Here is a 25009-nt window from a genome sequence, read left to right as displayed (position 1 = left end):
GATTTCTCTGCGGAAAATTGCAGTTTGTACGGCTGACAACGGGTTATACATTGCGGCGCCCCCAAGCCTTCTGAAGTTGCTCGATAACTTCATTGTTGACGGCGTCCATCGACTCACGGGCTCGGTCATATGTCGCGGCCGTGAACTGAGCGCGCTCGACCTCATACAGGCTCTGCTTGGTCAGACCTGCGTCGGACACGGCAGTGGACTTGACCATATGATTTTTCATCATGTGCTCGGCGAACATGGATTGCATGAAACCGACCATTTGTTGCTGCGGTATATCGGTTGGCTCGTACCGCGTGACCAGATAGCGGAACCAATCAAGGGAAACGTCAACGCCGACGCCTTCGACACTTTTTAGGATCTCGCCCAACATGAGCAGGAACTGGGACATCGACATGATGTCAAGCATCTGCGGGTGCACCGTGATGAGGACCGATGTTGCTGCCGTCAGCGCCGTGAGCGTCAGATAACCAAGCTGGGGAGGGCAGTCGACAACAACTACATCGTAGCGATCGTCGACTTCTGCCAACGCGTCGCCGATACGGGTGTAGAACATCTTGCCGGCAGTCGAATCTTTTCGCTGCATAGCAATTGGCGTGTCGTACTCATATTCTTGTAGTTCGAGATTGGCTGGCACTACATCGAGGTTTGGAAAATTGGTAGGCTGGATGACGTCCTTGATCGACTTGCGTCCGTCGTCGTAGCGCAGCGCTTCGTAGAAGGACTTCTTTTCGTCCAACTCTGGCTGAATGCCATAAAGCGCAGTCAACGATGCTTGAGGATCGAGATCGACAGCTAGAACTCGGTAGCCCTTCAGCGCCAAGAACTGTGCGAGATGAGCCGAGGTCGTGGTCTTACCCGAACCGCCTTTAAAATTGACGACTGCAATCACCTGCAGTTTCTCATCAGCCTGCCGGTGCGGAACCCGATCAAGAAGTTGGCGGAGTTCGTTCACCTGATCTGCGGTATAGTAGCGTCGGCCGGTCGAGGTGGTGCTTGGCTCGACTCCCTTTCCCTGGAGGTGCAGCTTCTTGAGGTAGCTCTGCGAGACGCCGACAAAGTCCGCGACTTCCGCTAATGAGAATTGGCGGAGCGACTTCTGTGCGTTGGGCGGGAATTTCTCGCGCCGCAGCATGTCGAGTTTCGAGGATATATCTCCGCCCTGCGCGAGGATAATATCTGCGAAACTCGACACTTTCTCCGAAGCGGCCATTTTCACGTTCATTCAGCTATTCGCCTCTAGTCACGATAATTTCAAGGAACTGATCCAATTATCGTGACAATTGCCCGATTCCCATCTCTGGGCAAGGGATTTAAGGTTAACAAGGAGTTAACGGATATTTCCCGATTCCATCGCCCAAGGCGAATCTGCGATCATTTACCGTGAGTTAGTCAGATTTACTCCGTTTCGCCTAGTCATCGCAAAATGCAGATTTGCACATGAATCTCCTCCGCCTTAACTCACCATACGCTCACTTTCTAAGTGCGAGACCAGCGACTCGCTAGAATCACCTGAGGTGCAGATCTGCACATAGGCACATGCTCAAGGAGATGATTTCTGTCCGCATGACCCAGTTCAAGCGGAGATAATCATGCGGATATTGACCGTTGCACCCGACCAATACGAGCGCCATCGCGACTTCCTGAGACAGATGCACCGTCTTCGCGCGACGGTATTTGGCGGACGTCTCGCCTGGGACGTCTCCATCACCGCGGGAGAAGAGCGTGACCAGTACGATGATTGCAGACCGACTTATCTTCTGGCAATTGCCGACGGTGGAAAGGTCGCAGGTTGCGTTCGCCTCCTTCCCGCTTCTGGTCCCACAATGCTGGAGCAGACCTTCCCCCAGCTTCTCGATGCAGGTTCGCTTCGCCCTCATTCTGGGATGGTCGAGAGTTCACGCTTCTGCGTCGATACCTCACCTGTCTCACAGAGGGGAGCAAGCCAACTGCATCTTGCGACGCTCACCTTGTTCGCCGGTATCATCGAATGGTCGATGGCGAGTGGCTACAGCGAGATCGTCACGGCCACTGATCTCCGCTTCGAACGCATCCTGAAGCGAGCGGGATGGCCGATGCAGCGTCTCGGTGAACCGGCCACGATTGGTAACACCATCGCTATCGCCGGAAGCCTGCCGGCCGACCGTGGCAGCTTTGAGCGGGTTTGCCCACAGGGGTACCATTCGACCCCGCAGATCGATGGGGCATTGCTCAGGAGCGCCGCGTGACCGAGCTCCGATCCCATCCCCGCCTCGTCCGCAAACTACAGGACGCGCTTGGCGACCAACTGTGCATCGCCCTCGACGACGCCACCGTTGTCGAGATCATGCTTAATCCGGACGGCAGGCTGTTCATCGAGCGGCTGGGGCACGGCGTGGCACCTGCCGGCGCAATGAGCACCGCCGCAGCCGAAGTTGTCATCGGCAGTGTCGCCCACGCCTTGCAGTCGGAGGCCGACGACGAACGTCCGATCATCTCTGGCGAACTGCCGATCGGCGGACACCGCTTCGAGGGGCTATTGCCGCCGGTGGTATTCGGACCGGCATTCACCATTCGCCGTCGTGCCTCGCGTCTCATTCCACTGACAGAGTATGTGAAGTCGAAGGTGATGACGGAAGCACAGGCGTCCGCCATTCGAAGCGCGATCGATGCGCGGATGAACATCGTCATCTCCGGTGGCACGGGGTCGGGCAAAACGACGCTCGCCAATGCTATCATCGCCGAAATCGTGACTGCGTCCCCGGACGATCGAATGGTCATCCTCGAAGACACCGCTGAAATCCAATGCGCGGCCGAGAACGCCGTGTCCCTACATACCAGCGATACCATCGACATGGCGCGCCTGCTTAAGAGCACGATGCGCCTGCGTCCCGACCGCATCATTGTCGGTGAGGTCCGCGACGGTGCGGCCCTGACGCTGCTCAAGGCTTGGAACACCGGCCATCCCGGCGGCGTCACCACGATCCATTCCAACACGGCGATGTCAGCCTTGCGCCGGCTGGAGCAACTGACGGCAGAAGCCAGCCAGCAGCCGATGCAGGAGGTGATCGGCGAGGCAGTCGATCTCGTCGTCTCTATTGAACGAACGGGAAAGGGGAGGCGGGTCCGTGAGGTGGTCCACATCGAAGGATACCGCAACGGCCGCTACCAGACCGAACATTATGCCCAGATCGATGAGGACAGCCATGTCGCGTAAAATCTCTATTCTTCTCAACGGCGCGACGCTTGTCGCCATTTCTATCGGCTTTAGCGATTTCGCATTCGCTTCCTCGGGCGGAGGCGGTCTTCCCTGGGAATCGCCGCTGCAACAGATCCAGCAATCGATCACCGGACCTGTCGCCGGGTTTATCGCGCTGGCCGCTGTCGCCATTGCCGGCGCCATGCTGATCTTCGGAGGCGAGCTGAATGATTTCGCGAGACGGCTTTGCTATGTGGCGCTGGTGGGTGGGGTACTCCTCGGTGCCACCCAGATCGTTGCTCTCTTCGGCGCGACCGGCGCCTCGATCGGCGAGGGCCACGCACAGGCCGAGCAGGGAACTCCCGAACCGAAGGCGACGCCGGCCACAGCGGGGGAGGGGGCTCATGGCTGAGGCCGGATCTTCTTTGGCGCGCTCGCGTGTGCACAGGGCATTATCGCGTCCGAACCTGTTGATGGGCGCCGACCGCGAGCTCGTGCTGCTGACGGCGCTGGCCGCCATCATCCTGATCTTCGTTGTCCTGACCTGGTACGCGGCCCTGTTTGGCATCGTGATCTGGCTGGTTGCAGTTGCAACACTGCGCATGATGGCCAAATCCGATCCGCTGATGCGGCGGGTCTATCTCCGCCACATCTCTTACAAGACGTCGTATCGCGCGACGTCGTCGCCGTGGCGCAAGTTCTAAGAGATGGTAGCGCTCAAATCATTCCGCCATTCCGGACCATCGTTTGCGGATCTCGTGCCCTATGCCGGCCTCGTCGATAATGGCGTTATCCTGCTGAAGGACGGCTCGCTGATGGCCGGCTGGTATTTTGCCGGGCCGGATAGCGAGAGCTCGACCGACGCCGAGCGCAACGAGGTGTCGCGACAGATCAATGCCATCTTGTCGCGGCTCGGCTCCGGATGGATGATCCAGGTAGAGGCCATCAGGATGCCGGCCGGCGATTACCCGACCAAGGCGGACTCGAACTTTCCTGATCCTGTCACACGTGCCATCGACAATGAGCGGCGGGCGCATTTTCAGAAGGAGAGGGGGCATTTCGAAAGCCGCCATGCGCTGATCCTGACCTGGCGGCCTCCGGAGCCGCGGCGCTCCGGGTTGACGCGCTATATCTATTCGGATGCCGCAAGCCGCTCCGCCACTTACGCCGACAAGGCACTGACAAGTTTCCTGACCTCGATCCGGGAGGTCGAGCAGTATCTCGCCAATGTCGTGTCGATCCGCCGGATGATGACGCGAGAGACGTCAGAACGGGGCGGGTTCCGCGTCGCGCGCTACGACGAGCTCTTCCAGTTCATTCGCTTCTGCGTAACCGGCGAGAACCATCCGGTTCGCCTGCCCGACATCCCGATGTATCTCGACTGGCTAGTGACGGCCGAGTTGCAGCATGGCTTGACCCCAATGGTCGAGAACCGTTTTCTCGGTGTGGTGGCGATCGACGGCCTGCCGGCTGAAAGCTGGCCTGGCATTCTCAATACGCTCGACCGGATGCCGCTCACATATCGCTGGTCGTCCCGCTTCGTCTTCCTCGATACTGAGGAAGCACGGGCAAGGCTCGAGCGCACTCGGAAGAAGTGGCAGCAGAAAGTACGGCCGTTCTTCGATCAGCTTTTCCAAACCCAGAGCCGCTCGGTCGATCAGGATGCCATGTTGATGGTGGCAGAAACCGAGGACGCCATCGCCGAAGCCTCCTCGCAGCTCGTCGCGTATGGCTATTACACACCGGTCATCGTCATCTTTGAAGAAGACCCCACCCGCCTCCAGGAAAAGTGCGAGGCGATCCGCCGGCTGATTCAGGCCGAAGGTTTTGGCGCACGCATCGAGACGTTGAACGCCACGGATGCCTTTCTCGGCAGCCTGCCTGGAGTTTCCTACGCCAATATCCGCGAGCCGCTGATCAATACCCGCAATCTTGCCGACCTCATCCCGCTCAATTCCGTCTGGTCTGGCAGTCCAGTAGCAACTTGCCCATTCTATCCGCCGGCCTCGCCGCCCCTGATGCAGGTGGCCTCCGGATCGACGCCGTTCCGGCTGAACCTGCATGTCGATGACGTCGGGCATACGCTGATCTTCGGTCCGACCGGCTCCGGAAAATCGACGCTGGTGGCGCTGATTGCCGCGCAGTTCCGGCGTTATGCGGATGCCCAGGTGTTCGCCTTCGACAAGGGCGGCTCGATGATGCCACTGACGATGGGCATCGACGGCGATCACTACCAGATCGGCGGCGATATCGGCCCCTCGGCTGGTGGTGAGGTAAAGGCGCTTGCCTTTTGCCCGCTCGCCGAACTGTCGACCGACGGCGACCGCGCCTGGGCCTCCGAGTGGATCGAGATGCTGGTGGCGCTGCAAGGTGTGGCCATCACCCCGGACTATCGCAACGCCATCTCCAGGCAGTTGGCACTGATGGCGGAATCCCGTGGCCGATCGCTTTCGGACTTCGTTTCCGGCGTGCAGATGCGCGAGATCAAGGACGCACTGCATCACTACACCGTCGACGGGCCAATGGGCCAGTTGCTCGACGCCGAGCAGGACGGCCTGGCGCTTGGCGCTTTCCAGTGCTTCGAGATCGAGGAACTGATGAACATGGGCGAGCGCAATCTCGTTCCCGTTCTCACCTACCTGTTTCGGCGTATCGAGAAACGCCTGACCGGCGCACCCAGCCTGATCATCCTCGACGAGGCCTGGCTGATGCTCGGTCATCCAGTGTTTCGCGACAAGATCCGGGAATGGTTGAAGGTGCTGCGCAAGGCCAATTGCGCCGTGGTGCTTGCGACCCAATCCATCTCGGACGCCGAGCGATCCGGCATCATCGATGTGCTGAAGGAATCCTGCCCGACAAAAATCTGCCTGCCGAACGGCGCGGCACGCGAACCGGGCACGCGTGAGTTCTATGAGCGCATCGGCTTTAATGAGCGGCAGATCGAGATCGTCGCGACCGCCATTCCAAAGCGCGAATATTACGTCGTCTCACCGGAGGGCCGAAGGCTCTTCAACATGTCGCTCGGTCCGGTCGCGCTCTCGTTTGTCGGGGCGACCGGTAAGGAAGACCTGAAACGCATTCGAACCCTTCACTCCGAACACGGGGCCGCGTGGCCTTGTCCTTGGCTCCAGCAAAGGGGGATCGCCCATGCCGAGACATTTTTTCCGACATCTTGAAACCGTACCTATGGTCGTCGTCGTTGCGACCGCGCTTGCGATTGCATTGCCACTTCCGGCCCGGGCCGGCGGCGTGACGGGAGAGGCGACCGAATGGACACAGCTCGCCAACAATGCCGAACTGATTTCGCTGGTCGGCAAGTCGACTGAGCAGGTCAACAACCAGATCACCCAGATCTCGCAGCTTGCCGAGCAGATCCAGAACCAGATCAACATCTACAACAACATGCTGCAGAACACCGCGAAATTGCCAGACCACGTCTGGGGCCAGGTCGAAAGCGACCTCAAGAACCTGCAAAACGTTGTCGCGCAGGGGCAGGGGGTCGCGTTCTCAATGGGCAATATCGACGACGTGCTCAAGCAGCGTTTCCAAAGCTTTGCCGAGATGAAAAGCAACCTGCCCGACGGGGCAGGCTTCTCGTCGACCTATCAGAACTGGTCTGACACCAACCGCGACACGATCGCCGGTTCCCTGAAGGCCGCAAACCTGACTGCCGACCAGTTCTCGAGCGAGGAAAGCACGATGTCATCGCTGCGCTCCATGTCGGAATCGGCCGACGGGCAGATGAAGGCGCTGCAGGTCGGGCATCAGATCGCAGCCCAGCAGGTCGCGCAGATGCAGAAGCTTCGGGGTCTGGTTTCCCAGCAAATGACGATGATGGGCACCTGGTTTCAGTCGGAGCAGGCGCAGAAGGATCTCGCCCAGGCGCGCCGTGAACAATTCTTCAGCGGAAGCGAGCGCGACATACGTGGTGGGCAGACGATGGAACCGCGCTGGTGAGCCCGCGTCTTGTCGTCATCCTTGCTGTCGTGGGGATCATCGCGTCCGGTATCGGCATCGCCAGGTGGATCGTCCAGCCGGGACCAACTCCAATGTCCGGAGCGGAAGAAGCATCGCCAGAGGCTCCATCCGACGCCGACCGCCGTGCTCACCGTGAAAAGTTCTTTGGCGGCGACACTACTCGCGACATTCGCGGCGGCCAGGAGATGAAGCCGAGATGGTGATCGTTTATCCCTCCCGGCGCATCGAGCCCGCCCTTATCGCGATCGGCCTCATCCTGATCGCGAGCACGCCCGCTCTGGCGCAGCAGGGCCAAGTGCTGACGACCCTGGAGAACTCCGTCGTTGCCGCCGCCAAGGGCTGGGAGACGACGGTCATGGATGCGGCCCGCTCGTTATTCTGGATCCTGGCGGGCATCGAGGTCGGCATCGCCGCTGTATGGCTGGCAATTAACGCCGCATCGCTCGACAGCTGGTTTGCCGAGCTCGTCAAGCGCATCATGTTCATCGGGCTGTTCGCCTTCATTCTCAATGAGGGGCCGGCCTTTGCCAAGGCGGTGGTCGACAGTCTCTACCAGATCGGTGCCGGCGGTGGGTCGGCCTCGCCCGCCAACATTTTCGACGCCGGTATTCGTGTTGCGACCAAAATGTCAGAACAGGCGAAGTTTGGCCTCTTCGAGGACAACTCCCTGGCGATCGCCGCCGTTTTCGCCATGGTCGTGGTCGTCGTCTGCTTCTCGCTCGTTGCCGCCATCTTCGTCTCGGTGATGGTGGAGATGTATGTCGGCTTGCTCGCCGGCATGATCATGCTCGGATTGGGTGGCACATCCTACACAAAGGACTTCGCGATCAAATATCTGGTCTACGCCTTCTCCGTCGGCATGAAACTGATGGCGCTGGTAATGATCGCCAAGATCGGCTCCGACATCCTGCTCGGCCTGGCCGAGGCACCGACCGCAACCTCGGAGCAGTTCATCACGACGCTCGCGATCGCCGGCATATCAGTCGTAGTCTTCGTCATCGCCATGTATGTACCGCCAATCCTGCAGGGTGTCGTTCAGGGTGCTTCCGTCTCCGGGGGAATGGAAGCCATTCGCCATGGCGGACAGGCTGCATCCTTTGCGGCAGGCGCCGGATTTTTGGCGACAGCAGCAGCCAGCAGAGGTTTCCAGGCAGCAGGCGCGGCGAGGGCAGGGGGAGCATCCCTTGGCGGTGCCGCCATGCGCGGCATGGAAGCGGGCATCGGCGGGGCTGCCGGCGCGGTCGGTTCTGCCGCGAAAGACAAGGCCGTCGGGTCACCCGGCGCCTATGCCGGATCTCTGCTCGGGCTTGCCAATGCCAAACTTGACCAGCAGTCGGGTCGGACCGCATCGCCTCCACCACCGCCACTCAACGAGACCAAATAACTGGAGGCCGATAAGCCATGGCCGGACACAATCCGCTCGACAATCCCGATACTGCCAATCCCTATATCGCCGCCCGCAACGAGTGGAACGAGCGCTATGGATCCTATGTCAGATCCGCCGCCGCATGGCGCATCGTCGGCATAGCCGGCATGACCATGGCGGTGATCGGTTTTGGCTACGCGCTGTACCAGAGCACTCAAGTGAAACTTGTTCCCTATATCGTCGAGGTCGACAAGCTCGGCACATCAGTCAACGCCGGATTTCCGCAGCAGATCGAATATGCCGATCCGCGCGTGGTGCGCGCGACCCTCGGCAGCTTCGTGTCCAACTTTCGAAGCGTCACGCCGGACGCTGTCGTGCAGAAGCAATATATCGACAGAACCTATGGGCTGCTGAGGACATCCGACCCGGCGACCGAGAAGGTCAATGCCTGGTTTCGGTCGAACTCACCGTTTGAGAAAGCGAAGAACTCGACCGTGGCCATTGAGGTCAACAACATCGTGGCGCTGTCGAACCAAAGCTACCAGGTGGACTGGACCGAATTCGAGCGCGACCGGCGCGGCAAGGAAACCGCCGTTCGCCGTTTCCGCGGTATCGCCTCCGTAACCCTGACGCCGCCGCACGACGAGGGTGTCATTCGCCTGAACCCCATCGGTCTCTATCTCCGCGACTTCGACTGGACCGCACAGCTTTGAAAGGCATGGCCCCAACATGATCATCCCGCACACAAGAACAACGGCCACCCTGACGGGCGCGCTCGCCTCGGCAATGTTGGCGTATTCAGTGGTCGCTCCTCCGCACGCATATGCTGCCGATGGCGTCACAGCCAACGAAGCAAAGGGCATGGGTATCTCCACCCAGTGGCGCGGCTCGCGCGGTCTCGTCACCAAGGGCCCTGACGGCAAGGTGATCTTTCTCTACGGCGAGGTGCAGCCCTCCGTTATCTGCTCGCCGCTGCAGGTTTGCGACATTGAATTGCAAGGCGGCGAAGTCGTCCGCGACGTGTTGGTCGGTGACACGGTGCGCTGGAAGGTAGAGCCCGCGACATCGGGTGCTGCCGGCGGACAGGCAATCCACCTGATCGTCAAACCGTCGGAGCCTGGTCTCGTGACCTCGATGGTGGTGACATCGTCACGTCGCACCTATCACATCCAGCTCAAGTCGCATCCGAGCCAGTATATGGCACGTGTCGGCTTTGAATATCCGGAGGATGTTTCGGCGAAGCTCGCCGACGTCAATGCGCGGCTGGAAGCAAGGACCATCCCGGGTGCCGGCGTCCCGGCCGAGCAGCTGAACTTTTCCTATTCGGTCTCGGGCAACGCGGGCTGGCGACCGACGCGGGTCTATTCCGATGGGCTCAAGACCTACATCCAGTTTCCACGCTCGATTTCCGGTCAGGATGCGCCTGTTCTGTTTGTCACGTCAGGCGGACAGAACCGGATCGTCAACTACCGGATGAGAGGCGACATGATGGTCGTCGATTACCATGTTGATCGCGCGGTGCTCGTGTCGGGGGTCGGTTGGAAACAGGAAAAGATCACCATCAAGCGGGGAGGGCGGTAATGAATATCCCCCTCTCCCATTCGCGCGCCTTGCAACCCCTCCGCAACTTTGCCGCAGCCTGCGCCATAGCCGCCCTTCTTTCCGGATGCCAGTCGACCGGAACAGAAGGGCTCGTTTCCAGCACCGCGCCGCCGGAAATCTCCGGTCCTGCCGCCAGCGCAATTGCCGGCGATATGGTGAGCCGCCTTGCCGAACAGATCGGGCCGGGAAAGGCGACCGTTATCCTGAAGACTGATGCCTCGCCCTTCGGCCAGGCGCTGGAGGCGGCGCTGAAGGGATGGGGCTATGCCGTCGTCACCGACCAGAAGACAGATAGCGGCGCGACGGTCATCCCGCTCGCCTATGTGATCTTAAACGTCGATGGTCAGGTGCTGGCCCGTCTATCGACAAATAGCGTCGAGCTCGGCCGCGCTTATTCCGTCACGGCAAGTGGCGCGACGCCAGCGAGCGCCTTGTCGCTCATGCGGCGCGGGTGAGGGAGGATCATATGGTGCAATCTCTCAATCTCGGCGGCGCCTCAAACAGCCTGGCCCCAGCCGCTATCCGGCGGATCAACCGTCTGCCGATCATCGTCATTGTCGTCGTGGCGGTCACGTTTCTTGGCGTCATCTTTTATGGGCTCGCCTCGCGCGGATTGTATTTCGGCAAGGACAGCGGCCCGGAGACCAGTTCGGGCAACCCGGCGTCGACCTATGCCGACCAGATCAAACGCGGCGTTACCGATGGTATTATAGGCGAGCCGCAGCAGCAGATCACCTACCAGCCGACGCCGGTCGAGACAAAGCAGGCGGAAGACAAGACCAACAATCCCTTCACGCCGCAGCCGGGGCAGCGCGAGGTGCAGCAGCGCGGTCAAGAGCTCGAAGCGGAAGCCGTCTGGCGGGCTCGTCTTCTGCGAGAACAACACGAACAGGTTTTGCGGGAGCAGCAGCGCCAGCGTATGGCCCGCCTGCAGGCGAACAACGCTGCATATGATGCGCCGCTTGCCATCGATCGCGGCAAACTGGACGGGCGTACGGTGACGAATGACGCGAGTGCGGACGCGGCAGCGAGTGCCGCGACGTCGGCAAACACGGCAAGTGGTCCCGATCTCTATGCGGCCGCGTTGCGCGCCGGGCTCGGTGGCCAGAACGTTGATCCCAATGCGCAAGGCTCGAAGGAGGACTTCTTCAATGCCGACTTGAAAGAGCTTGGCTACCTGCCGAACCGTGTCGTGCCCCAACAATCGCCGTTCGAACTGAAGCGCGGCTCGGTCATCCCTGCAACTCTGATCACCGGTATCAATTCCGACCTTCCCGGCCGGATCACCGCCCAGGTGAGCCAGAGCGTTTACGACAGTGCGACAGGCCATCGTCTGCTCATTCCGCAAGGAACGAAACTCTTCGGCCGCTACGACAGCAAAGTGTCATTCGGACAGAAACGTGTGCTTGTTGTCTGGACCGACATCATCTTCCCAAACGGCTCGACGTTGCAGATGGGCGGCATGTCAGGAACGGATGCGCAAGGGTATGGTGGTTTCAGCGACAAGGTGAACAACCATTATTTGAAAACGTTCGGCTCGGCGGTGCTGATTGCCCTGATCGGTACAGGGATCGACATGGCCGTTCCGGAAAGTTCGACGCTCGCGACCCAGGACACCGCCTCGGATGCGACGCGTCGGAATTTCGCAGAAACGTTCGGCCGGGTCGCTGATCGTACCATCCAACGGAACATGGATGTTCAGCCGACGCTTGAAATTCGCCCTGGCTACAAGTTCAATGTCCTTGTCGATCAGGACATCGTCTTTCCTGGAGCTTATCGATGAGATATGCGGACGTCTGAGCATCCTCTTCGCTGCCGGTTGGCAACACCGTAAGCGGCCACAGCGATCTTCGCAGGCTTTCGACCACGATGCCGGGCTAAGACCCCAGATGAATGATCAATGTCGGCAAAGCTGACGATCAAATAGTTTCATAGGGCAAGGCTTTCAAAGCGTCGAGCAACGCTGCCCGGAATTCGCTCACCAAACGAGGCGGCGGGCTGTCGGTCGGAAGAACGATAGCGAAATGATAGGGGACGACTGGATCAAAGGAACGCTGAACAATCGGATTGGCACTGTAGTAGTCGGCAGTGAACGGGTCGACGATGCCAATCCCCATTCCCCTGCTCACCAGATCACAGAGGTTCAGCGCCAAACTACTCTCTATTCTTCGGGTGCAATGAACATTGAAGCTATCAAGCGCCGCGTCTGTTTGCATGCGCAGCAGGCTCACTGGAGAGAGGCAAATCAACGACTCTCCTTCAAGATCCGTCGCATGAACCGTTCCCTTCTCTTCGAGACGATGGCCTGGCGGCAGTAGGCAGACGGCGCGAAACGACGGGACGGGTTCGACGGTAAGTCCGGGATAGTCGCCGGCTAGTATCGATATTCCAAGATCGTAATGTTGTAGCGAGACCAGCTCCAAGACCGTCTGCGAGGGGACCGTGTCCAGGTAGACGGATACATCGGGTCGATCGGCGATGAATGACTGAATGACACCAGACATGAAACTCAGGGCCGGGGCGGTGTAACAGGCCACCCTCAACGAGCCCATGTGAGATTTCCTCAATTCGGACGCGACTTTGTCGATGTGCTGAATCCCGTTGAAGTGTCGTGACACTTCTTTGAACAGAATACCGGCCTCACGAGTGGGGCGTAAGCGGTTGCCCGTTCTCTCGAACAGGCTGATCCCTATTTCGTCTTCGAGATCCCTGATCAGCCGGCTAATAGCGGGCTGTGTGATCCTCACAAGATCAGCTGCAGACGTCATACCTCCCGTCAGCATCACAGCCCGGAACGCTTCCAACTGACGCGATTGAATCATTGTCCTCTCCATAACATATGCGCATGGGCGCATGCTTATTACTACCCTTGCGATATGGAAGGCAAGCTTTTAGTAACAATAGAAAACTGGGTCCTAATCTCGAAGAATGCACTTCGGCGGGCATGTAAACACGTGCTGCATCGTTGAAAATCAATGCTGGCAGATGCCAGCGGCGTAATTCTCGGCTGTCCTGCCGTGATGGGTTTTGCGCTGCATTGCAAGAGATTAGGAATGAAAAACAAGGGAACGCGAATGGACGCTACTCAACCCACCTTGGTGGCAGAAGACGTGCATAAAAACTTCGGAACGCTCGAAGTTCTGAAGGGCATTTCACTCACGGCCAATAAAGGCGATGTGGTTTCGATTATCGGCAGCTCCGGCTCCGGTAAGAGCACTTTCTTGCGCTGTATGAACTTCCTCGAAACCCCGAACAAGGGCCGTATCGCAGTCGGGCAAGAAGAGGTCGTCGTCAAAACGGATGCGGCTGGCCGATTGATCGGCGTCGATCGCAAAAAGATCGAACGCATGCGGATGCAACTCGGCATGGTGTTCCAGAGCTTCAATCTGTGGGGGCATATGACTGTCCTGCAGAACGTTATGGAAGGCCCCGTACACGTTCTCAAACAGCCCAAGGGCGACGTGCGCGACCGTGCAATGGATTTCCTGGACAAGGTTGGTATTGCCGACAAGCACGACGCCTACCCGTCTCAATTGTCAGGTGGACAACAACAGCGCGTCAGCATCGCACGCGCACTGGCAATGCAGCCAAGCGCGCTTCTCTTCGACGAACCAACCTCTGCCCTCGATCCGGAATTGGTGGGCGAAGTCCTGAAGGTGATCAGGAAGCTCGCCGAAGAGGGGCGGACAATGGTCGTGGTAACGCACGAAATGGGTTTTGCTCGCGACGTATCGAGCAAGGTTCTCTTCCTCGAGAAGGGGCAAATCGAAGAGCAGGGAACGCCGCAAGAAGTGTTCCAGAATCCGACGTCACCAAGGTGTCGGGCCTTCCTCTCCAGCGTTCTGTGAGCGAGCAGGCGCGCAGAAGAGTCAACATTCGAAAATGAACAATAACAGCAACAGAGGTGAACGTTATGAAATTCTTCAACTTTAATGCGCTTGCGGCAATTGTGACCGGCGTCCTTGTCGCGGCAGGCCCGTCAGTGGCCAAGGACTACAAGAGCATCACAATTGCGACCGAAGGATCTTACGCGCCCTACAACTTCAAGGATGCGGGCGGAAAGCTGATCGGCTTCGACATCGATCTCGGAAACGACCTTTGCAAGCGCATGAACATCGAATGCAAATTCGTCGAGCAGGCTTGGGACGGGATCATACCTTCCCTTACCGCGGGTCGGTACGATGCCATTATGGCAGCGATGGGCATCCAGCCGGCGCGCGAAAAGGTCATTTCGTTCTCCCGCCCGTATCTCCTCACGCCGATGACGTTCCTGACGACAGCGGACAGCCCGCTTCTGAAAACCCAGGCGGCAATCGAGAACCTTCCGCTAGACAATATCACCCCTGAACAGAAAGCCGAGTTGGATAATTTCACCAAGGTCTTCGAGGGCGTGAAGTTCGGCGTCCAGGCAGGTACATCTCATGAAGCGTTCATGAAACAGATGATGCCCAGCGTGCAGATCTCAACCTACGACACCATCGACAACGTCGTGATGGATCTGAAGGCCGGCCGGATCGACGCGAGCCTGGCGTCGGTCAGCTTCCTGAAGCCTCTGACAGACAAGCCCGACAACAAGGACCTGAAGATGTTTGGGCCGAGGATGACGGGGGGACTATTCGGAAAGGGTGTCGGCGTTGGCATCCGCAAAGAGGATACCGATCTCAAAGCTCTGTTCGACAAAGCAATTGATGCCGCCATCGCAGACGGTACCGTCCAGAAGCTGTCCCAACAGTGGTTCGGTTACGACGCGTCTCCCAAGCAGTAATCTCTTTCAGTTGGAGCGTCGGCACTCATGTGGCCGGCGCTCTATCCGTTTCGCAAGCTTGAGGCGTGGTCGATGGATTTAACACTATTGCAATGGGGAGACGCCGGCTGGGGCGATGAATTGGTGCGCGGGGCGATGATGACTGTTGTCGTCGCAGCCTGTTCGTACCTTTTCGGAATCATCTTTGGTTCGATTTTCGCTGCGGCAAAGCTATCCCGTTTCTGGTCACTACGCCTGCTCGGTGACGTCTATACGACGGTCGTTCGCGGCGTCCCTGAACTGCTCATCATCTTTTTGGTATTCTTCGGTGGCGGCACACTCCTGCGCACCATCGCCAATGGACTGTTCGGATACGAGGGGTACATCGAGCCTCCAATCTTCGTGATCGGCGTACTCTGCATCAGTGTGAGTGCCGGAGCATATGCCACCGAGGTCATTCGCGCTGCCGTTCTCGCTGTTCCCCCCGGCCAGATCGAAGCGGCGAAATCCATTGGGATGGGTCCATGGCTGCGGCTGCGCCGGGTGCTGATCCCACAAGCGGCTAGGTTCGCCCTCCCAGGCCTTGGAAACGTCTGGCAGTTCACGCTCAAGGACACGTCGCTAATCTCCGTTGTCGGCCTGGTCGAAATCATGCGGACAGCGGCGATGGGCGCAGGTTCGACGAAGCAGCCCTTTACCTTCTACATCACCGCCTTCGTGATCTTCCTTCTTCTTTCCTCCGTGTCAAACCGGGGCTTTCTCAAAGCTGAAAAGTGGGCGAACCGCGGTGTGAGGAGCCAATAATATGGATATTCAACTCATCATCGAGTCGTTCCCCAAACTCATTGCCGCCGTCCCCACGACGCTGGCGCTCGCGTTCATATCGCTCCTCATCGGATTTGTTGTTTCGGTACCTGTCGCGCTTATGCGGCTTTCGAAAAACCGCATCGTTTCTTCGGTAGCATACGGCTACGTCTACCTGATCAGATCGACCCCGCTTCTGGTGCAGATGTTCCTGATTTACTACGGGTCGGCTCAGTTCAGAGGGTTTCTCACGGAAATTGGTCTATGGTCGTCGTTCCGCGAACCGTGGTTTTGTGCGATCCTCGCTCTGGCCCTCAATACCGCGGCCTATACCAGCGAAATCATCCGGGGCGGCATACAGGCGGTTCCTCTCGGGCAGATCGAAGCCGCGCGCGCTGTCGGCATGTCCACAGTTCTCCAGTTTCGGAGAATCGTGTTCCCGATCGCCATCCGGCAAGCGTTGCCGGCCTATGGCAACGAAGTGATGCTCATCATCAAATCGACGTCGCTTGCTTCGACAATCACTATCGTCGAAGTGACCGGTCTGGCGAAGCAGATCATCTCGGCCACCTACAGCCCGGTCGAAGTGTTCATCGTCGCCGGTGCAATCTACCTGTCCATCACGTTCGTTGTCAGCCGTCTGGTCATGCTGGCGGAGTGGTGGCTCAATCCGCACATGCGCGCCCGGGTGGGTGGAACGGCTCCGAAGGCCGCCGAGACGCATTAGAACTTGGAAATCCCCGTTGGATTAGCGATCGAAAGAGTGCGCTCAGGCGAATGTCGACGTAACATTCAAATCATCGGGTTTGAATGTTACGTTTCTTTGTATTGGTGAGCGGATGTCGTATCAACTAGAGATCGGAAGCATCCGCTGCTTTGTCGTTGCCGCTGAAGAACTACATTTCCGCAGAGCCGCGATCCGACTGAACATGTCGCAGCCAACGCTCAGCCAGCAGATCAAGCGGCTTGAAGAGCTTATGGGGGTGCAACTGTTCATCCGCTCTACGCGGCGCGTGGAGCTGACGCGTGCGGGAGCATCATTCCTTGATCACGCGCGCGAGATCCTTTTGAAAATCGACGAGGCGATCCTCAATGCCAAGCTGGAAGCCGGCGGTCTCAGTCCCGGCGGAGAAGAGCTGATCGTCGGAGCGATCAGCCCGGCCACCAGTCAATTGCTCCCCTTGATCTTGAGCCGTTTCCGGCAAAGGTTTCCCAGGACTAGGCTTGTCATCAAAGAGGTCGATTCCATCGAGCTTCTGCGTGGGATCGAGCGCGGTGATTTCCATGTCGGGTTGATGCGACCGCCATCCAACAGCAATCTGGTACGGTTTCAGCACCTGTTGTCGGAACGATTTGTTGCCGTCATGCCCCGCCAATCGGTACTTGCGAGAAAAACCGCGTTGAAATTATCAGATTTCGCTGGACACGGTGTTTTCGCGCTCAAGCGCTTCGAGCTATCGTGTTTTGAGACTGTATACGAACAACTTGTCGGCGCCGGCCTGCTGATCGAGAACGACATAGCGGTCTCCGACACCAATACAGCTCTGGCCCTGGTGACTGCCGGCGTCGGGATCACATTCCTGCCGGAGTGGGTGTCTGCGATGGCCCCCGACGGCGTTGTTACCCGAGTTGTGGACGATATGTCCGTCGAAATTTCGATGGCCGTGGGCTGGAATCCAGATTGCCCGGTTCCAGGGATACTGCCTTTCGTCGAGTTTGCGACGTTGGCTGCGCAAAACCTGATTTCAGCACGAAAATAGCGGCGCTTGTGAAATCCTGAATGAACAAGGAATGCCTCCTGGAGGAGGCATTCCTTCCAATAGTCAGATTTCTCCGCCCGCCGTAAGCTAACTGCTTACGATCACAAGACCACCGCCGCTACAACCGGTCGGCTTCTTCGGCGATAACTTGATCCAGTTTCACGGCATCGACCCGCTCACCTTTCGCCAACAGGCGGTGATGAACGCGATCGACGAGCTGGCTGCGGATGCGCTGTTCATAGGTCAGTGCGCGCGATGCCAGTTCCCTGCGTGTCTGCTGCGACCACACCTGGTCCTGACGCTGGCGTACGATGCAGAAATTGAAGTCGTCTGACTTTCGGTTCCCGCGTTCGCGGCGATGTTCCGCGGTCGCCGCCTCGTCGATCTTACCGTCTCGGTCGAAGACGACAGCATAGACGTCGGCGGCCCGCTCCGGGGAAAGCATGCCGTTTTCGATCTCGCGCGCGATCGCCGCCACATCCCGCTCAAGAGGTTCGCCGAACGCCCCGCCTGTGGAACTGGTGATCCTGAGAATATCGCCCTGTCCGAGCTCCAGCACCGAGATCTTGCCGACCGGTCGCTCATCGGGTCGGCCAGGATTGACGACTGCCTTACCCAGAAGACCGATCTCTCCCCCCTTGAAGCCCCACGGCGCGAACACAAACCGGTTCAGGTTTCTGACCGTTATGACCGCGCGATTTGACGTGTTTTCCATTTCGATTTCGAGCGCGGCGCCACTGGCGAATCTTCCCGCGCGGCGACTGTCCGGCACGAGGCGGAGCGCCCGCATGACCAGCACCGTTTCGATCTCGATGACTTCGACTGGCACGCTGCGCTGTGAGTAGCGTACTTCCGATCCGTCCAGGCCGTCAACGCCACGGCGGGCACCGCCGCCGCCGTCGATCGTACCCACCACGTTGACACGGTCACGGCCCGTACGAGGATCGGGAGCCGAAACGACGATAACCCCGCTCATACCGCCACCGGCTGCGGCAAGGCCCTCCGGTAGTGCCTGATTGAGGCACCCCAGGATAACGTCGTAGGCGCGTGTCGCTGATGCAGCACGAGACCCGCCGGATGCGGGATAGACCGCGTTGAGAACCGTGCCGCGCGGAGCATGGCCGTGGATCGCCCGCAAGATACCGGAGTTGCGCGGCGTCAGCGGATCAACGGTTAGGATGTAGGCGTAAAGGCACTGAATAATGTAGGGGTGGGTGGTTGCCCCCGTTACCAGGTTGTAGGCGGCCGCCAATTGCGGATCCGTGCCAGTAAAATCAACCTCGATCTCGCTGTCCTTCACCGTCATGGTCACGCTGAAATAGGCCAGCTGACCATCATGGATCCCTTCAAGATAGTCCGAGAAGGTATAGACACCGTCTCGAATCGTCCTGATCACCGCGCGGGCCTTGGTCTCCGCGTAGTTGATGACGTCCTGCATCCCCTCCTCGACACTCTCACGATCATATCGCTCGCAAAGCTCGCTCACGCGCCGGTCCATACTCTTCAGACCCGAGATCATGGCCTGAATGTCGCCCCACAACTCGGTCGGAATTCGGCTGTTGTCCTGGAAGATCGACTTGATCGCTTCGTTCAACACCCCTCCTTCGTAGAGCTTCATTGGCCTGACACGGAGGCCCTCCTGGAATACTTCCGTGAAGGCTGGCGAGATACTTCCTGGAACGGCGCCGCCGATATCGGACGCATGGACAAATGCCCAGCCGATCGCGATCAGCTTCTCGTCGAAGAAGATCGGATAAAGCAGCGTAACGTCCATCAGGTGCGTCACCAGACCGTCCGTGGCAAAAGGATCGTTGGTGATGATGATATCGCCTGGCTTCAGGTTCTCCCGGCCGATGGCATCCAGCGTCGGCTTCAACGGGGAGCCGACGAAGACATTGACACCAGACAACATCGGATAAGCGAACATTTCGCCTTCGGCAGTCGCAATCGCACACTGGTAATCCTGGACGATCTTAACAAAAGTCGTGTGGGCGGTGCGGTAGATCGCGGCAGAGGCTTCTTCGGCAATCGCGTTGAAGCGATTGTTCATGACGGCAGTACGAACGGCATCCATTGATCAGCTCCGGGTCATGAGGATTGCGCCAAAGGCTCCGACGCGGGCAACGAACTCTGGCGGAACGACGATCGTCGCATCACGCTGCTCGATGACGGCCGGCCCCTGGATCGCATCGTTGGGGGTGAGAGATGCGCGATCAAAGACGCGTACCTCAGGAATGAGTTTGTTGTGGAAGCGCATCGACCGAACCGTTTTGAGCGCACCGCCAGCCCCGGACGTTTCAGGTGTAGAGGGCTGAGGTATCGACATCGATCCACGCACGCGCATTCGCAGGTCGACGAATTCGACTGGCGCCGCTTTGTCGGCATGGCTGTAGATGCGTTCGTGCTCTTGGTGGAAGGCGGCATGCATTGCGGCAATGTCGTGCGCTTCGATCGCCGTATCCGGCAGCCGCACGTCAACCTGGAAGGACTGCCCGACGTAGCGCATCTCGGCCCAGCACTCGAACGTTTTCGACACGAGACGCTCCGGCGGTGCCTGCCGCGATAACCATTCGGCTCCCTGCTCGCGAAGGACCTGAAACTTCTTCGCGATGAGAGAACCATCGATATCAAGGCCGTGGACGGTTTCGAGCGCGTCGTTGCTCAAATCAGAGACAAGGCCCCCGAGGGCACAGAATACGGAAGGTGTCGCCGGCACAAGAACGCGGTTCACGCCGATCTCGGCCGCAAGGAGCGGCCCCTGGATCGCGCCAGCTCCGCCGTAAACGAGCACCGTCAGATCTTCGGGATCGACGCCCTGGCGTGCGAGATAAGGCAAGACACCGGCCACCATGTTCGAGCTTGCGACGGTGACGCACATTTCCGCGGCGCTGAGCACGTCCGTCTTGAGAGTCTCCGCAATCGGCGCCATAGCGCGTTCGGCGGCATGACGATCGAGCTGCATATCGCCGCCAAGAAGTGCTTCAGGCAAATAGCCCGCAAGTAAAAAGGCATCGGTCAGCGTGGGTTCCGTGCCGCCTCGGCTGAAGCAGGCAGGGCCAGGATGGGACCCAGCACTGCGCGGGCCGATACGCAACACCCCGCCATCAATCGTGACGACCGAACCGCCGCCTGCGCCGATCGCCTCGATGCTGGTAACTGGCATGACAACCGGAAACTCACCCACCTCGGCCGAAGTCGAGGTCAGAGCTTCGCCATCGCGCACGAGCGAGATGTCAGTGCTGGTGCCACCCATGTCCATGGTGAGGATATTGTGTTCGCCCAAGGCGCGGCCGAGATATTGCACAGCCGTCACGCCAGACGCCGGACCCGACAGAAGCGTATGGACGGGGAAGTTGCGCGCCTCACTGGCGGCCATCGCACCACCGTTCGAGCGTGTGACGAAAAGTTGCGACCCTGGCAACCGTTCAGCCACATAAGTTTCGACCGCACCGATATACTCGTTCATCCGGCGCTTCACGAAAGCGTTGAGCACACTGACGATCGCTCTTTCGTATTCTCCGATCCGCGGCCAGATCTCGCTGGACAGGCTGACCTCGGCATCTTCGCCGACCGCTTTACGGATAGCCCGCGCGACAGCTTGTTCATGCTGCGGGTTGGCGTAGCTGTGAAGCAGCGCGACCGCATAGCCGGCAGCACCTGCGTCGGCTGCACGACGGGCAAGTGCCTCGACTGCGGCCTCGTCGATCGAGGTTCGAACCAAGCCGCCGCGCAGCAGGCGTTCCTCAACCTCGAAAACCATCTCGCGATCGATCAGCGGCCTGGTTCGGGTCTCGAACAGGTTCAGAGGGTTGCGGACGCCGATCCGCTGCAGTTCGAGCAGATCCCTGTATCCCTTCGTTACGAAGAACGCGATCTTCGGGCCTTTTCGCTCGATTACGGCATTCGTGCTGACCGTGGTGCCGTGCATGACGAAGGCTGCCTCGCCCGGCTCGGGCGCAAGCCGTTCCAGTAGTTTTTCGAATCCCTCGCGGAAACCGCTTTCGAAAGCGGGAGGAGTCGAAGGTACCTTCAGAGTGACGATCATGTCCTCTCCTTCACGCCACCCGCAAAAATCTGTGAACGTCCCACCGATATCAACGCCGATTCTAAGCATCTGCCACTCACCCTCGCTTCTTCAGTTGGTCGGCCTGCGGGGTAGTTCGATCTATTCTGATCTGCATGAAACCTGTCTCCGTCCCGGAATGATCATCGCGATATTTCAGCGATGAATACGCTGCTCACTCCGTTTGGAGAATTTGCATATCCCACCGATTGATTGGCAACGGCAATCAATCAGAACGGATGAGACTCGCCTGCTTATAGAAACTGAGGGCGACGAAGGTGACTGAGATTAAACGGCCGCATCCTGTGGCTCGCGACGGCCACCAGGACCGTGCCGCCTTCATAACATTTGGACATCGCCGCATGCCTATTACTGCCCTTGTGGCATGGACGGCGACGCCTTATCCCTAAGCGGGAAGGCAAGAATTCCAAGATAGCTAGATCTGCAATCGACCCGCTTCACATGGTGATCATCTGTTCAAGACTGATGAAACCGAAGCAAAGAAGGTCCTCAAAACTTGGCCGTCAAACGGCGCCATCTGGACACACTGTATAGCCGACCGCACGAGGATTGAAGGATGCGTCTGGCTCATTGGGGGCTAATGGCCACGGATCGAACGTTTCGCACCGGGCACGGAAGCCTTCGTATTGTGAGAAGGTTAAATGGATCACGAGTTCGAGACAGCCATTGTTGGCGGCGGCGTAGTGGGCGCCGCAATTGGATACGGGTTAGCCAAGTTGGGGCGCCGGGTGATCATCATCGATGGCGCGGACGATGCGCTGCGTGCGTCCCGAACGAATTTCGGCCTGATCTGGGTTCAGGGCAAGGGCGACGAATATCCTGAATATCATCGCATCACACGGCAAAGCGCTGAGCTGTGGCCCGGTTTTGCATCCGAGTTGAAAGAACTGACAGGTGTCGACGTGGAGTACCGCCGCAACGGTGGTTTGCTCTTCTGTGCGTCGGAAGCTCAGGCGGAAGAAGAAAAAGCGATCGGCGAGAAGATGGCTGCCATTCATCCTGACTATCGCTTCGAGATGCTGGAGCGCTCGCGCATCGAGCGCATGCTTCCCGACATCCGTCTCGGGCCGAAGGTGTGTTCGGCGTCGTTCAGTCATATGGACGGTGACGTCAATCCTCTGCTGGTCCTTCGCGCTATGCTGGACGGATTTGTGCGCCTCGGTGGAACCTTGATGACGGGCGAACACGTCGACAGCATCGCGCCCACGCTTGGCGGCTTCCGACTGGCGACGGATGGCCTCACGATAGAGGCGGAGCGGGTGATTATTGCAGCGGGAAATGACTCCATGGCTTTTGCCAAGAGCCTGGACCTTCCGCTTCTGCTCGTCCCGGAAAAGGGGCAGCTTCTCATCACGGAACGGGTCGCCCCGGTTTTCCCTTACGCCGCCAGCGGTATCCGTCAGACCATGACGGGCACGTTTCAGCTCGGCGTTACGAATGAACGTGTGGGCCGGTCTACCGACGTGACAGCTGCCGGCGCACGTCATATCGCCAATCGCGCGATCAATGTGATGCCTGACGTCGGCGCTTTGCGTGTCATACGACAGTGGGCGGGACTACGCGTGCTCACCCCGGACGGGGTGCCTGTCTACGATCGGTCGCGGCAATACCCAGGTATCCACGTCGTCGCATGCCATTCCGGCGTCACCCTTGCCGCTCTGCATGCAGGTCCTTTTGCCGAATGGTTGGCAGCCGGTGGAAGGGAGCCATCCTACGACGCTTTCCGCGGCAGCAGATTCAAGATGGGAATCGCGGCGTGACGAGTGAAATTCTCTTTCCCTCCGGCCAAGCCGTGGAAATCACCGTCGACGGTCGTCTCGTGACCGCTCGCGATGGAGAGCCTCTGGCCGCCGTCTTTCTGCGTCTGGACGACATCCATACGCGGACCTCCTTTCCTTCCGCCCAGCCCAGGGCGCCCTACTGCATGATGGGCGTCTGTTTCGAATGTGTCGTGCACGTCGAAGACATCGGCACGATCCGAAGCTGTCAGCAAACGGTTCACGCCGGCATGAGGGTCGAACGCCATGACCATCCGAAGAGGCTGAAATGAACCATCATTCGAGCGCCGACCTGTTGATCGTCGGAGCCGGCCCCGCTGGCATGGCCGCAGCGAGGCGCGCTGTGCGCGGAGGCCTATCCGTCATCGTGCTGGATTCGCAATCACAGCCTGGAGGTCAGATCTGGCGCAATGCCGGCCGCAACGCTACAAGCCCAATCATAAACGTTCTGGGGGCGGAATATCGACGCGGCGTCCGGCAAGTCGAAGCATTTCTGGCCTGTGGCGCCGACTACATCCCGGATGCTCAGGTAAGCAGGCTCAGCCAAGGTTGGACGGTGGAATACGTCTGGGGCGGAGAAATTCGCTCCGTCAGGGGACGGCATCTCTTGCTCGCTACGGGCGCACAGGAACGCCCGGTTCCGTTCACCGGCTGGACACTACCCGGCGTCATGACGGTCGGCGCCGCACAGATTCTCCTTAAGACGGCCGGCCAATTGCCACAGGGGCCAGTTGCCGTGGTCGGGAGCGGACCCCTTCCCCTACTATACATGCAGCAGATGCGGCTCGCTGGGACAAAGCCCGTCGCTTATCTCGATACGACCCCTCGGGGTCTCATCAGCCGTTCGCTGCGCGGTTTTCGCGGGGCGCTTCAGGAGACCGGCCAAATCCTGAAAGGGATTGGCTGGTTACCGCAGTTCAGTGGCGTTCGGCACGTACGCAACGTGGTCAAAATCAGCGCCAAAGGAAGCGGACGACTGGAAACTGTACGGTTCGAAACTTCAAACGGAAGGTCCGACCGATTGGAGGTCAAATCCCTTCTTGTTCACGAGGGGCTGGTGCCAAGCCATCAGTTGGCGGTGTCGGTCGGCGCGCAACTGATGTGGGATGTCGGCCAGTCAGCGTTCCGGCTTGAGCGCGACGAGTGGATGAACGCAGGTCCGGACGGACTGTACATAGCCGGGGACGGTGCGCGGATCGGAGGCGCCGTCAATGCCGAGATCGAGGGAGAGATCGCCGCGATCGGCGTCCTTCTTCGTGACGGCGCCCTGACGGCCGCTCAGGCGGATACCGAGACAAAACCGCTGAGAGCACAGCATGGCCGGCAAAAGTCGTTCCGGCGATTTCTGGATGGGGCCTACCCGCCGAATATTGCGCGGACCCCGCCGGACGACGCAACGATCGTCTGCCGGTGCGAGGAGTTGAGCGCGGGCGTGTTGAGGGAAGCTGCTGTCCGTGGCGCTTGCCGAGGCCCTAACCAGCTGAAGAGTTTTACGCGCGCGGGCATGGGTCCCTGTCAGGGAAGGCAGTGCGGCTACCCGGTGCACGAACTGGTGAAGTCAGTCGCCGGGCTGACCGCCGGCGAGGTCGGCCTGTTCAATCCGCGGCCTCCCTTCGTTCCATTAACGGTGTCGATGCTGGCAGCTCAGCAGGCCGAGGAAGTCGTTTCAGCGTCGACACATGAGTGATCGTTCGGCCATCGCCACAGCG

24 protein-coding genes are annotated in these 25009 nt (G+C 59.2%); 20 read left to right on the top strand and 4 right to left on the bottom strand.

What is annotated here, in order from left to right:
- Positions 1-43 precede the first annotated feature (43 nt).
- Positions 44-1231 carry a plasmid partitioning protein RepA gene (gene repA / locus FS819_RS26230; RefSeq protein WP_156551295.1) on the bottom strand — a complete coding sequence of 396 codons (1188 nt, stop codon included), beginning with the start codon at positions 1229-1231 and terminating at the stop codon, positions 44-46.
- Between the two features lie 367 nt (positions 1232-1598).
- Between repA and traI the strand changes: the two genes are divergently transcribed.
- The 12 genes from traI to trbI are packed head-to-tail and all read left to right on the top strand — an operon-like array spanning position 1599 to position 11913.
- Positions 1599-2234 carry an acyl-homoserine-lactone synthase gene (gene traI, locus FS819_RS26225; RefSeq protein ID WP_156551296.1) on the top strand — a complete coding sequence of 212 codons (636 nt, stop codon included), beginning with the start codon at positions 1599-1601 and terminating at the stop codon, positions 2232-2234.
- Positions 2231-3202, top strand: coding sequence for a P-type conjugative transfer ATPase TrbB (trbB, locus tag FS819_RS26220; protein ID WP_234624969.1), 972 nt, complete (start codon positions 2231-2233; stop codon positions 3200-3202). The genes traI and trbB overlap by 4 nt, the downstream gene beginning before the upstream one ends.
- On the top strand, positions 3192-3596 hold the full coding sequence (gene trbC / locus FS819_RS26215; RefSeq protein ID WP_156551298.1) for a conjugal transfer pilin TrbC: 405 nt from the start codon (positions 3192-3194) through the stop codon (positions 3594-3596). The genes trbB and trbC overlap by 11 nt, the downstream gene beginning before the upstream one ends.
- Positions 3589-3888, top strand: coding sequence for a conjugal transfer protein TrbD (locus FS819_RS26210; RefSeq protein WP_156551299.1), 300 nt, complete (start codon positions 3589-3591; stop codon positions 3886-3888). The genes trbC and FS819_RS26210 overlap by 8 nt, the downstream gene beginning before the upstream one ends.
- Positions 3889-3891: 3 nt before the next feature.
- On the top strand, positions 3892-6360 hold the full coding sequence (locus FS819_RS26205) for a conjugal transfer protein TrbE (RefSeq protein ID WP_156551300.1): 2469 nt from the start codon (positions 3892-3894) through the stop codon (positions 6358-6360).
- Between the two features lie 10 nt (positions 6361-6370).
- Positions 6371-7141 (top strand): P-type conjugative transfer protein TrbJ, encoded by a 771-nt coding sequence (gene trbJ / locus FS819_RS26200; RefSeq protein WP_234624970.1) that lies wholly within the window; start codon positions 6371-6373, stop codon positions 7139-7141.
- On the top strand, positions 7138-7365 hold the full coding sequence (gene trbK / locus FS819_RS26195) for an entry exclusion protein TrbK (protein WP_234624971.1): 228 nt from the start codon (positions 7138-7140) through the stop codon (positions 7363-7365). Before trbJ ends, trbK begins: the two co-directional genes overlap by 4 nt.
- A complete protein-coding gene (gene trbL / locus FS819_RS26190; protein WP_156551303.1) occupies positions 7359-8546 on the top strand; it encodes a P-type conjugative transfer protein TrbL in 1188 nt (395 codons plus the stop codon). Before trbK ends, trbL begins: the two co-directional genes overlap by 7 nt.
- Before the next feature lie 17 nt (positions 8547-8563).
- The gene (locus tag FS819_RS26185; RefSeq protein WP_156551304.1) at positions 8564-9241 is read left to right on the top strand and encodes a conjugal transfer protein TrbF; all 678 of its coding nucleotides are present in this window, start codon (positions 8564-8566) and stop codon (positions 9239-9241) included.
- Between the two features lie 16 nt (positions 9242-9257).
- Positions 9258-10109: a P-type conjugative transfer protein TrbG gene (gene trbG, locus FS819_RS26180; protein WP_156551305.1), complete on the top strand. Its 852-nt coding sequence runs from the start codon at positions 9258-9260 to the stop codon at positions 10107-10109.
- Positions 10109-10585 carry a conjugal transfer protein TrbH gene (gene trbH / locus FS819_RS26175; protein WP_156551306.1) on the top strand — a complete coding sequence of 159 codons (477 nt, stop codon included), beginning with the start codon at positions 10109-10111 and terminating at the stop codon, positions 10583-10585. The genes trbG and trbH overlap by 1 nt, the downstream gene beginning before the upstream one ends.
- An 11-nt stretch (positions 10586-10596) precedes the next feature.
- Positions 10597-11913: an IncP-type conjugal transfer protein TrbI gene (trbI, locus tag FS819_RS26170; RefSeq protein WP_156551307.1), complete on the top strand. Its 1317-nt coding sequence runs from the start codon at positions 10597-10599 to the stop codon at positions 11911-11913.
- A gap of 136 nt (positions 11914-12049) precedes the next feature.
- Here trbI and FS819_RS26165 read toward each other — a convergent pair whose 3' ends face one another.
- Positions 12050-12952, bottom strand: coding sequence for a LysR family transcriptional regulator (locus FS819_RS26165; protein WP_156551308.1), 903 nt, complete (start codon positions 12950-12952; stop codon positions 12050-12052).
- Positions 12953-13204: 252 nt separating this feature from the next.
- On the opposite strand from FS819_RS26165, the gene nocP reads away from it, so the two are divergent.
- The 5 genes from nocP to FS819_RS26140 all read left to right on the top strand — a co-directional run bounded on the left by nocP (position 13205) and on the right by FS819_RS26140 (position 17438).
- Positions 13205-13978 carry a nopaline ABC transporter ATP-binding protein NocP gene (gene nocP, locus FS819_RS26160; protein ID WP_156551382.1) on the top strand — a complete coding sequence of 258 codons (774 nt, stop codon included), beginning with the start codon at positions 13205-13207 and terminating at the stop codon, positions 13976-13978.
- Between the two features lie 65 nt (positions 13979-14043).
- Positions 14044-14895: a nopaline ABC transporter substrate-binding protein NocT gene (gene nocT, locus FS819_RS26155; RefSeq protein WP_156551309.1), complete on the top strand. Its 852-nt coding sequence runs from the start codon at positions 14044-14046 to the stop codon at positions 14893-14895.
- Positions 14896-14967: 72 nt separating this feature from the next.
- Positions 14968-15678 (top strand): nopaline ABC transporter permease NocQ, encoded by a 711-nt coding sequence (nocQ, locus tag FS819_RS26150; protein WP_045025159.1) that lies wholly within the window; start codon positions 14968-14970, stop codon positions 15676-15678.
- A gap of 1 nt (position 15679) precedes the next feature.
- Positions 15680-16405, top strand: coding sequence for a nopaline ABC transporter permease NocM (nocM, locus tag FS819_RS26145; RefSeq protein WP_080868320.1), 726 nt, complete (start codon positions 15680-15682; stop codon positions 16403-16405).
- 112 nt (positions 16406-16517) lie between these two features.
- Complete coding sequence (locus FS819_RS26140; RefSeq protein ID WP_156551310.1) at positions 16518-17438, top strand: LysR family transcriptional regulator; 921 nt, start codon at positions 16518-16520, stop codon at positions 17436-17438.
- Between the two features lie 118 nt (positions 17439-17556).
- Here FS819_RS26140 and FS819_RS26135 read toward each other — a convergent pair whose 3' ends face one another.
- Positions 17557-19512, bottom strand: a complete 1956-nt coding sequence (locus FS819_RS26135) for a hydantoinase B/oxoprolinase family protein (protein ID WP_156551311.1) — start codon at positions 19510-19512, stop codon at positions 17557-17559.
- A 3-nt stretch (positions 19513-19515) separates the two neighbouring features.
- The gene (locus FS819_RS26130; protein ID WP_156551312.1) at positions 19516-21552 is read right to left on the bottom strand and encodes a hydantoinase/oxoprolinase family protein; all 2037 of its coding nucleotides are present in this window, start codon (positions 21550-21552) and stop codon (positions 19516-19518) included.
- Positions 21553-22163: 611 nt separating this feature from the next.
- On the opposite strand from FS819_RS26130, the gene FS819_RS26125 reads away from it, so the two are divergent.
- From FS819_RS26125 to FS819_RS26115, 3 genes are read left to right on the top strand one after another with little or no spacing between them, the layout of a single operon-like run.
- The gene (locus FS819_RS26125) at positions 22164-23282 is read left to right on the top strand and encodes an NAD(P)/FAD-dependent oxidoreductase (RefSeq protein WP_156551313.1); all 1119 of its coding nucleotides are present in this window, start codon (positions 22164-22166) and stop codon (positions 23280-23282) included.
- On the top strand, positions 23279-23572 hold the full coding sequence (locus tag FS819_RS26120; RefSeq protein ID WP_003523884.1) for a (2Fe-2S)-binding protein: 294 nt from the start codon (positions 23279-23281) through the stop codon (positions 23570-23572). Before FS819_RS26125 ends, FS819_RS26120 begins: the two co-directional genes overlap by 4 nt.
- Positions 23569-24987, top strand: a complete 1419-nt coding sequence (locus FS819_RS26115) for an FAD/NAD(P)-dependent oxidoreductase (RefSeq protein ID WP_156551314.1) — start codon at positions 23569-23571, stop codon at positions 24985-24987. The genes FS819_RS26120 and FS819_RS26115 overlap by 4 nt, the downstream gene beginning before the upstream one ends.
- Positions 24988-25009 lie beyond the last annotated feature (22 nt).

Source organism: Allorhizobium sp. Av2 (assembly GCF_021462805.2).
In the GTDB taxonomy this organism is placed as follows: Bacteria; Pseudomonadota; Alphaproteobacteria; order Rhizobiales; family Rhizobiaceae; genus Allorhizobium; species Allorhizobium vitis_G.
This window is presented reverse-complemented; position numbering and strand designations above follow the sequence as displayed.

Excerpts from the sequence above, each read along its gene's own strand:
- repA (WP_156551295.1), bottom strand. The coding sequence starts at position 1,231 with ATGAACGTGAAAATGGCCGCTTCGGAGAAAGTGTCGAGTTTCGCAGAT.
- traI (WP_156551296.1), top strand. The coding sequence starts at position 1,599 with ATGCGGATATTGACCGTTGCACCCGACCAATACGAGCGCCATCGCGAC.
- trbC (WP_156551298.1), top strand. The coding sequence starts at position 3,192 with ATGTCGCGTAAAATCTCTATTCTTCTCAACGGCGCGACGCTTGTCGCC.
- FS819_RS26210 (WP_156551299.1), top strand. The coding sequence starts at position 3,589 with ATGGCTGAGGCCGGATCTTCTTTGGCGCGCTCGCGTGTGCACAGGGCA.
- FS819_RS26205 (WP_156551300.1), top strand. The coding sequence starts at position 3,892 with ATGGTAGCGCTCAAATCATTCCGCCATTCCGGACCATCGTTTGCGGAT.
- trbJ (WP_234624970.1), top strand. The coding sequence starts at position 6,371 with ATGGTCGTCGTCGTTGCGACCGCGCTTGCGATTGCATTGCCACTTCCG.
- trbL (WP_156551303.1), top strand. The coding sequence starts at position 7,359 with ATGGTGATCGTTTATCCCTCCCGGCGCATCGAGCCCGCCCTTATCGCG.
- FS819_RS26185 (WP_156551304.1), top strand. The coding sequence starts at position 8,564 with ATGGCCGGACACAATCCGCTCGACAATCCCGATACTGCCAATCCCTAT.
- trbG (WP_156551305.1), top strand. The coding sequence starts at position 9,258 with ATGATCATCCCGCACACAAGAACAACGGCCACCCTGACGGGCGCGCTC.
- trbH (WP_156551306.1), top strand. The coding sequence starts at position 10,109 with ATGAATATCCCCCTCTCCCATTCGCGCGCCTTGCAACCCCTCCGCAAC.
- trbI (WP_156551307.1), top strand. The coding sequence starts at position 10,597 with ATGGTGCAATCTCTCAATCTCGGCGGCGCCTCAAACAGCCTGGCCCCA.
- FS819_RS26165 (WP_156551308.1), bottom strand. The coding sequence starts at position 12,952 with ATGATTCAATCGCGTCAGTTGGAAGCGTTCCGGGCTGTGATGCTGACG.
- nocP (WP_156551382.1), top strand. The coding sequence starts at position 13,205 with ATGGACGCTACTCAACCCACCTTGGTGGCAGAAGACGTGCATAAAAAC.
- nocT (WP_156551309.1), top strand. The coding sequence starts at position 14,044 with ATGAAATTCTTCAACTTTAATGCGCTTGCGGCAATTGTGACCGGCGTC.
- nocQ (WP_045025159.1), top strand. The coding sequence starts at position 14,968 with ATGGATTTAACACTATTGCAATGGGGAGACGCCGGCTGGGGCGATGAA.
- nocM (WP_080868320.1), top strand. The coding sequence starts at position 15,680 with ATGGATATTCAACTCATCATCGAGTCGTTCCCCAAACTCATTGCCGCC.
- FS819_RS26140 (WP_156551310.1), top strand. The coding sequence starts at position 16,518 with ATGTCGTATCAACTAGAGATCGGAAGCATCCGCTGCTTTGTCGTTGCC.
- FS819_RS26135 (WP_156551311.1), bottom strand. The coding sequence starts at position 19,512 with ATGGATGCCGTTCGTACTGCCGTCATGAACAATCGCTTCAACGCGATT.
- FS819_RS26130 (WP_156551312.1), bottom strand. The coding sequence starts at position 21,552 with ATGCTTAGAATCGGCGTTGATATCGGTGGGACGTTCACAGATTTTTGC.
- FS819_RS26125 (WP_156551313.1), top strand. The coding sequence starts at position 22,164 with ATGGATCACGAGTTCGAGACAGCCATTGTTGGCGGCGGCGTAGTGGGC.
- FS819_RS26115 (WP_156551314.1), top strand. The coding sequence starts at position 23,569 with ATGAACCATCATTCGAGCGCCGACCTGTTGATCGTCGGAGCCGGCCCC.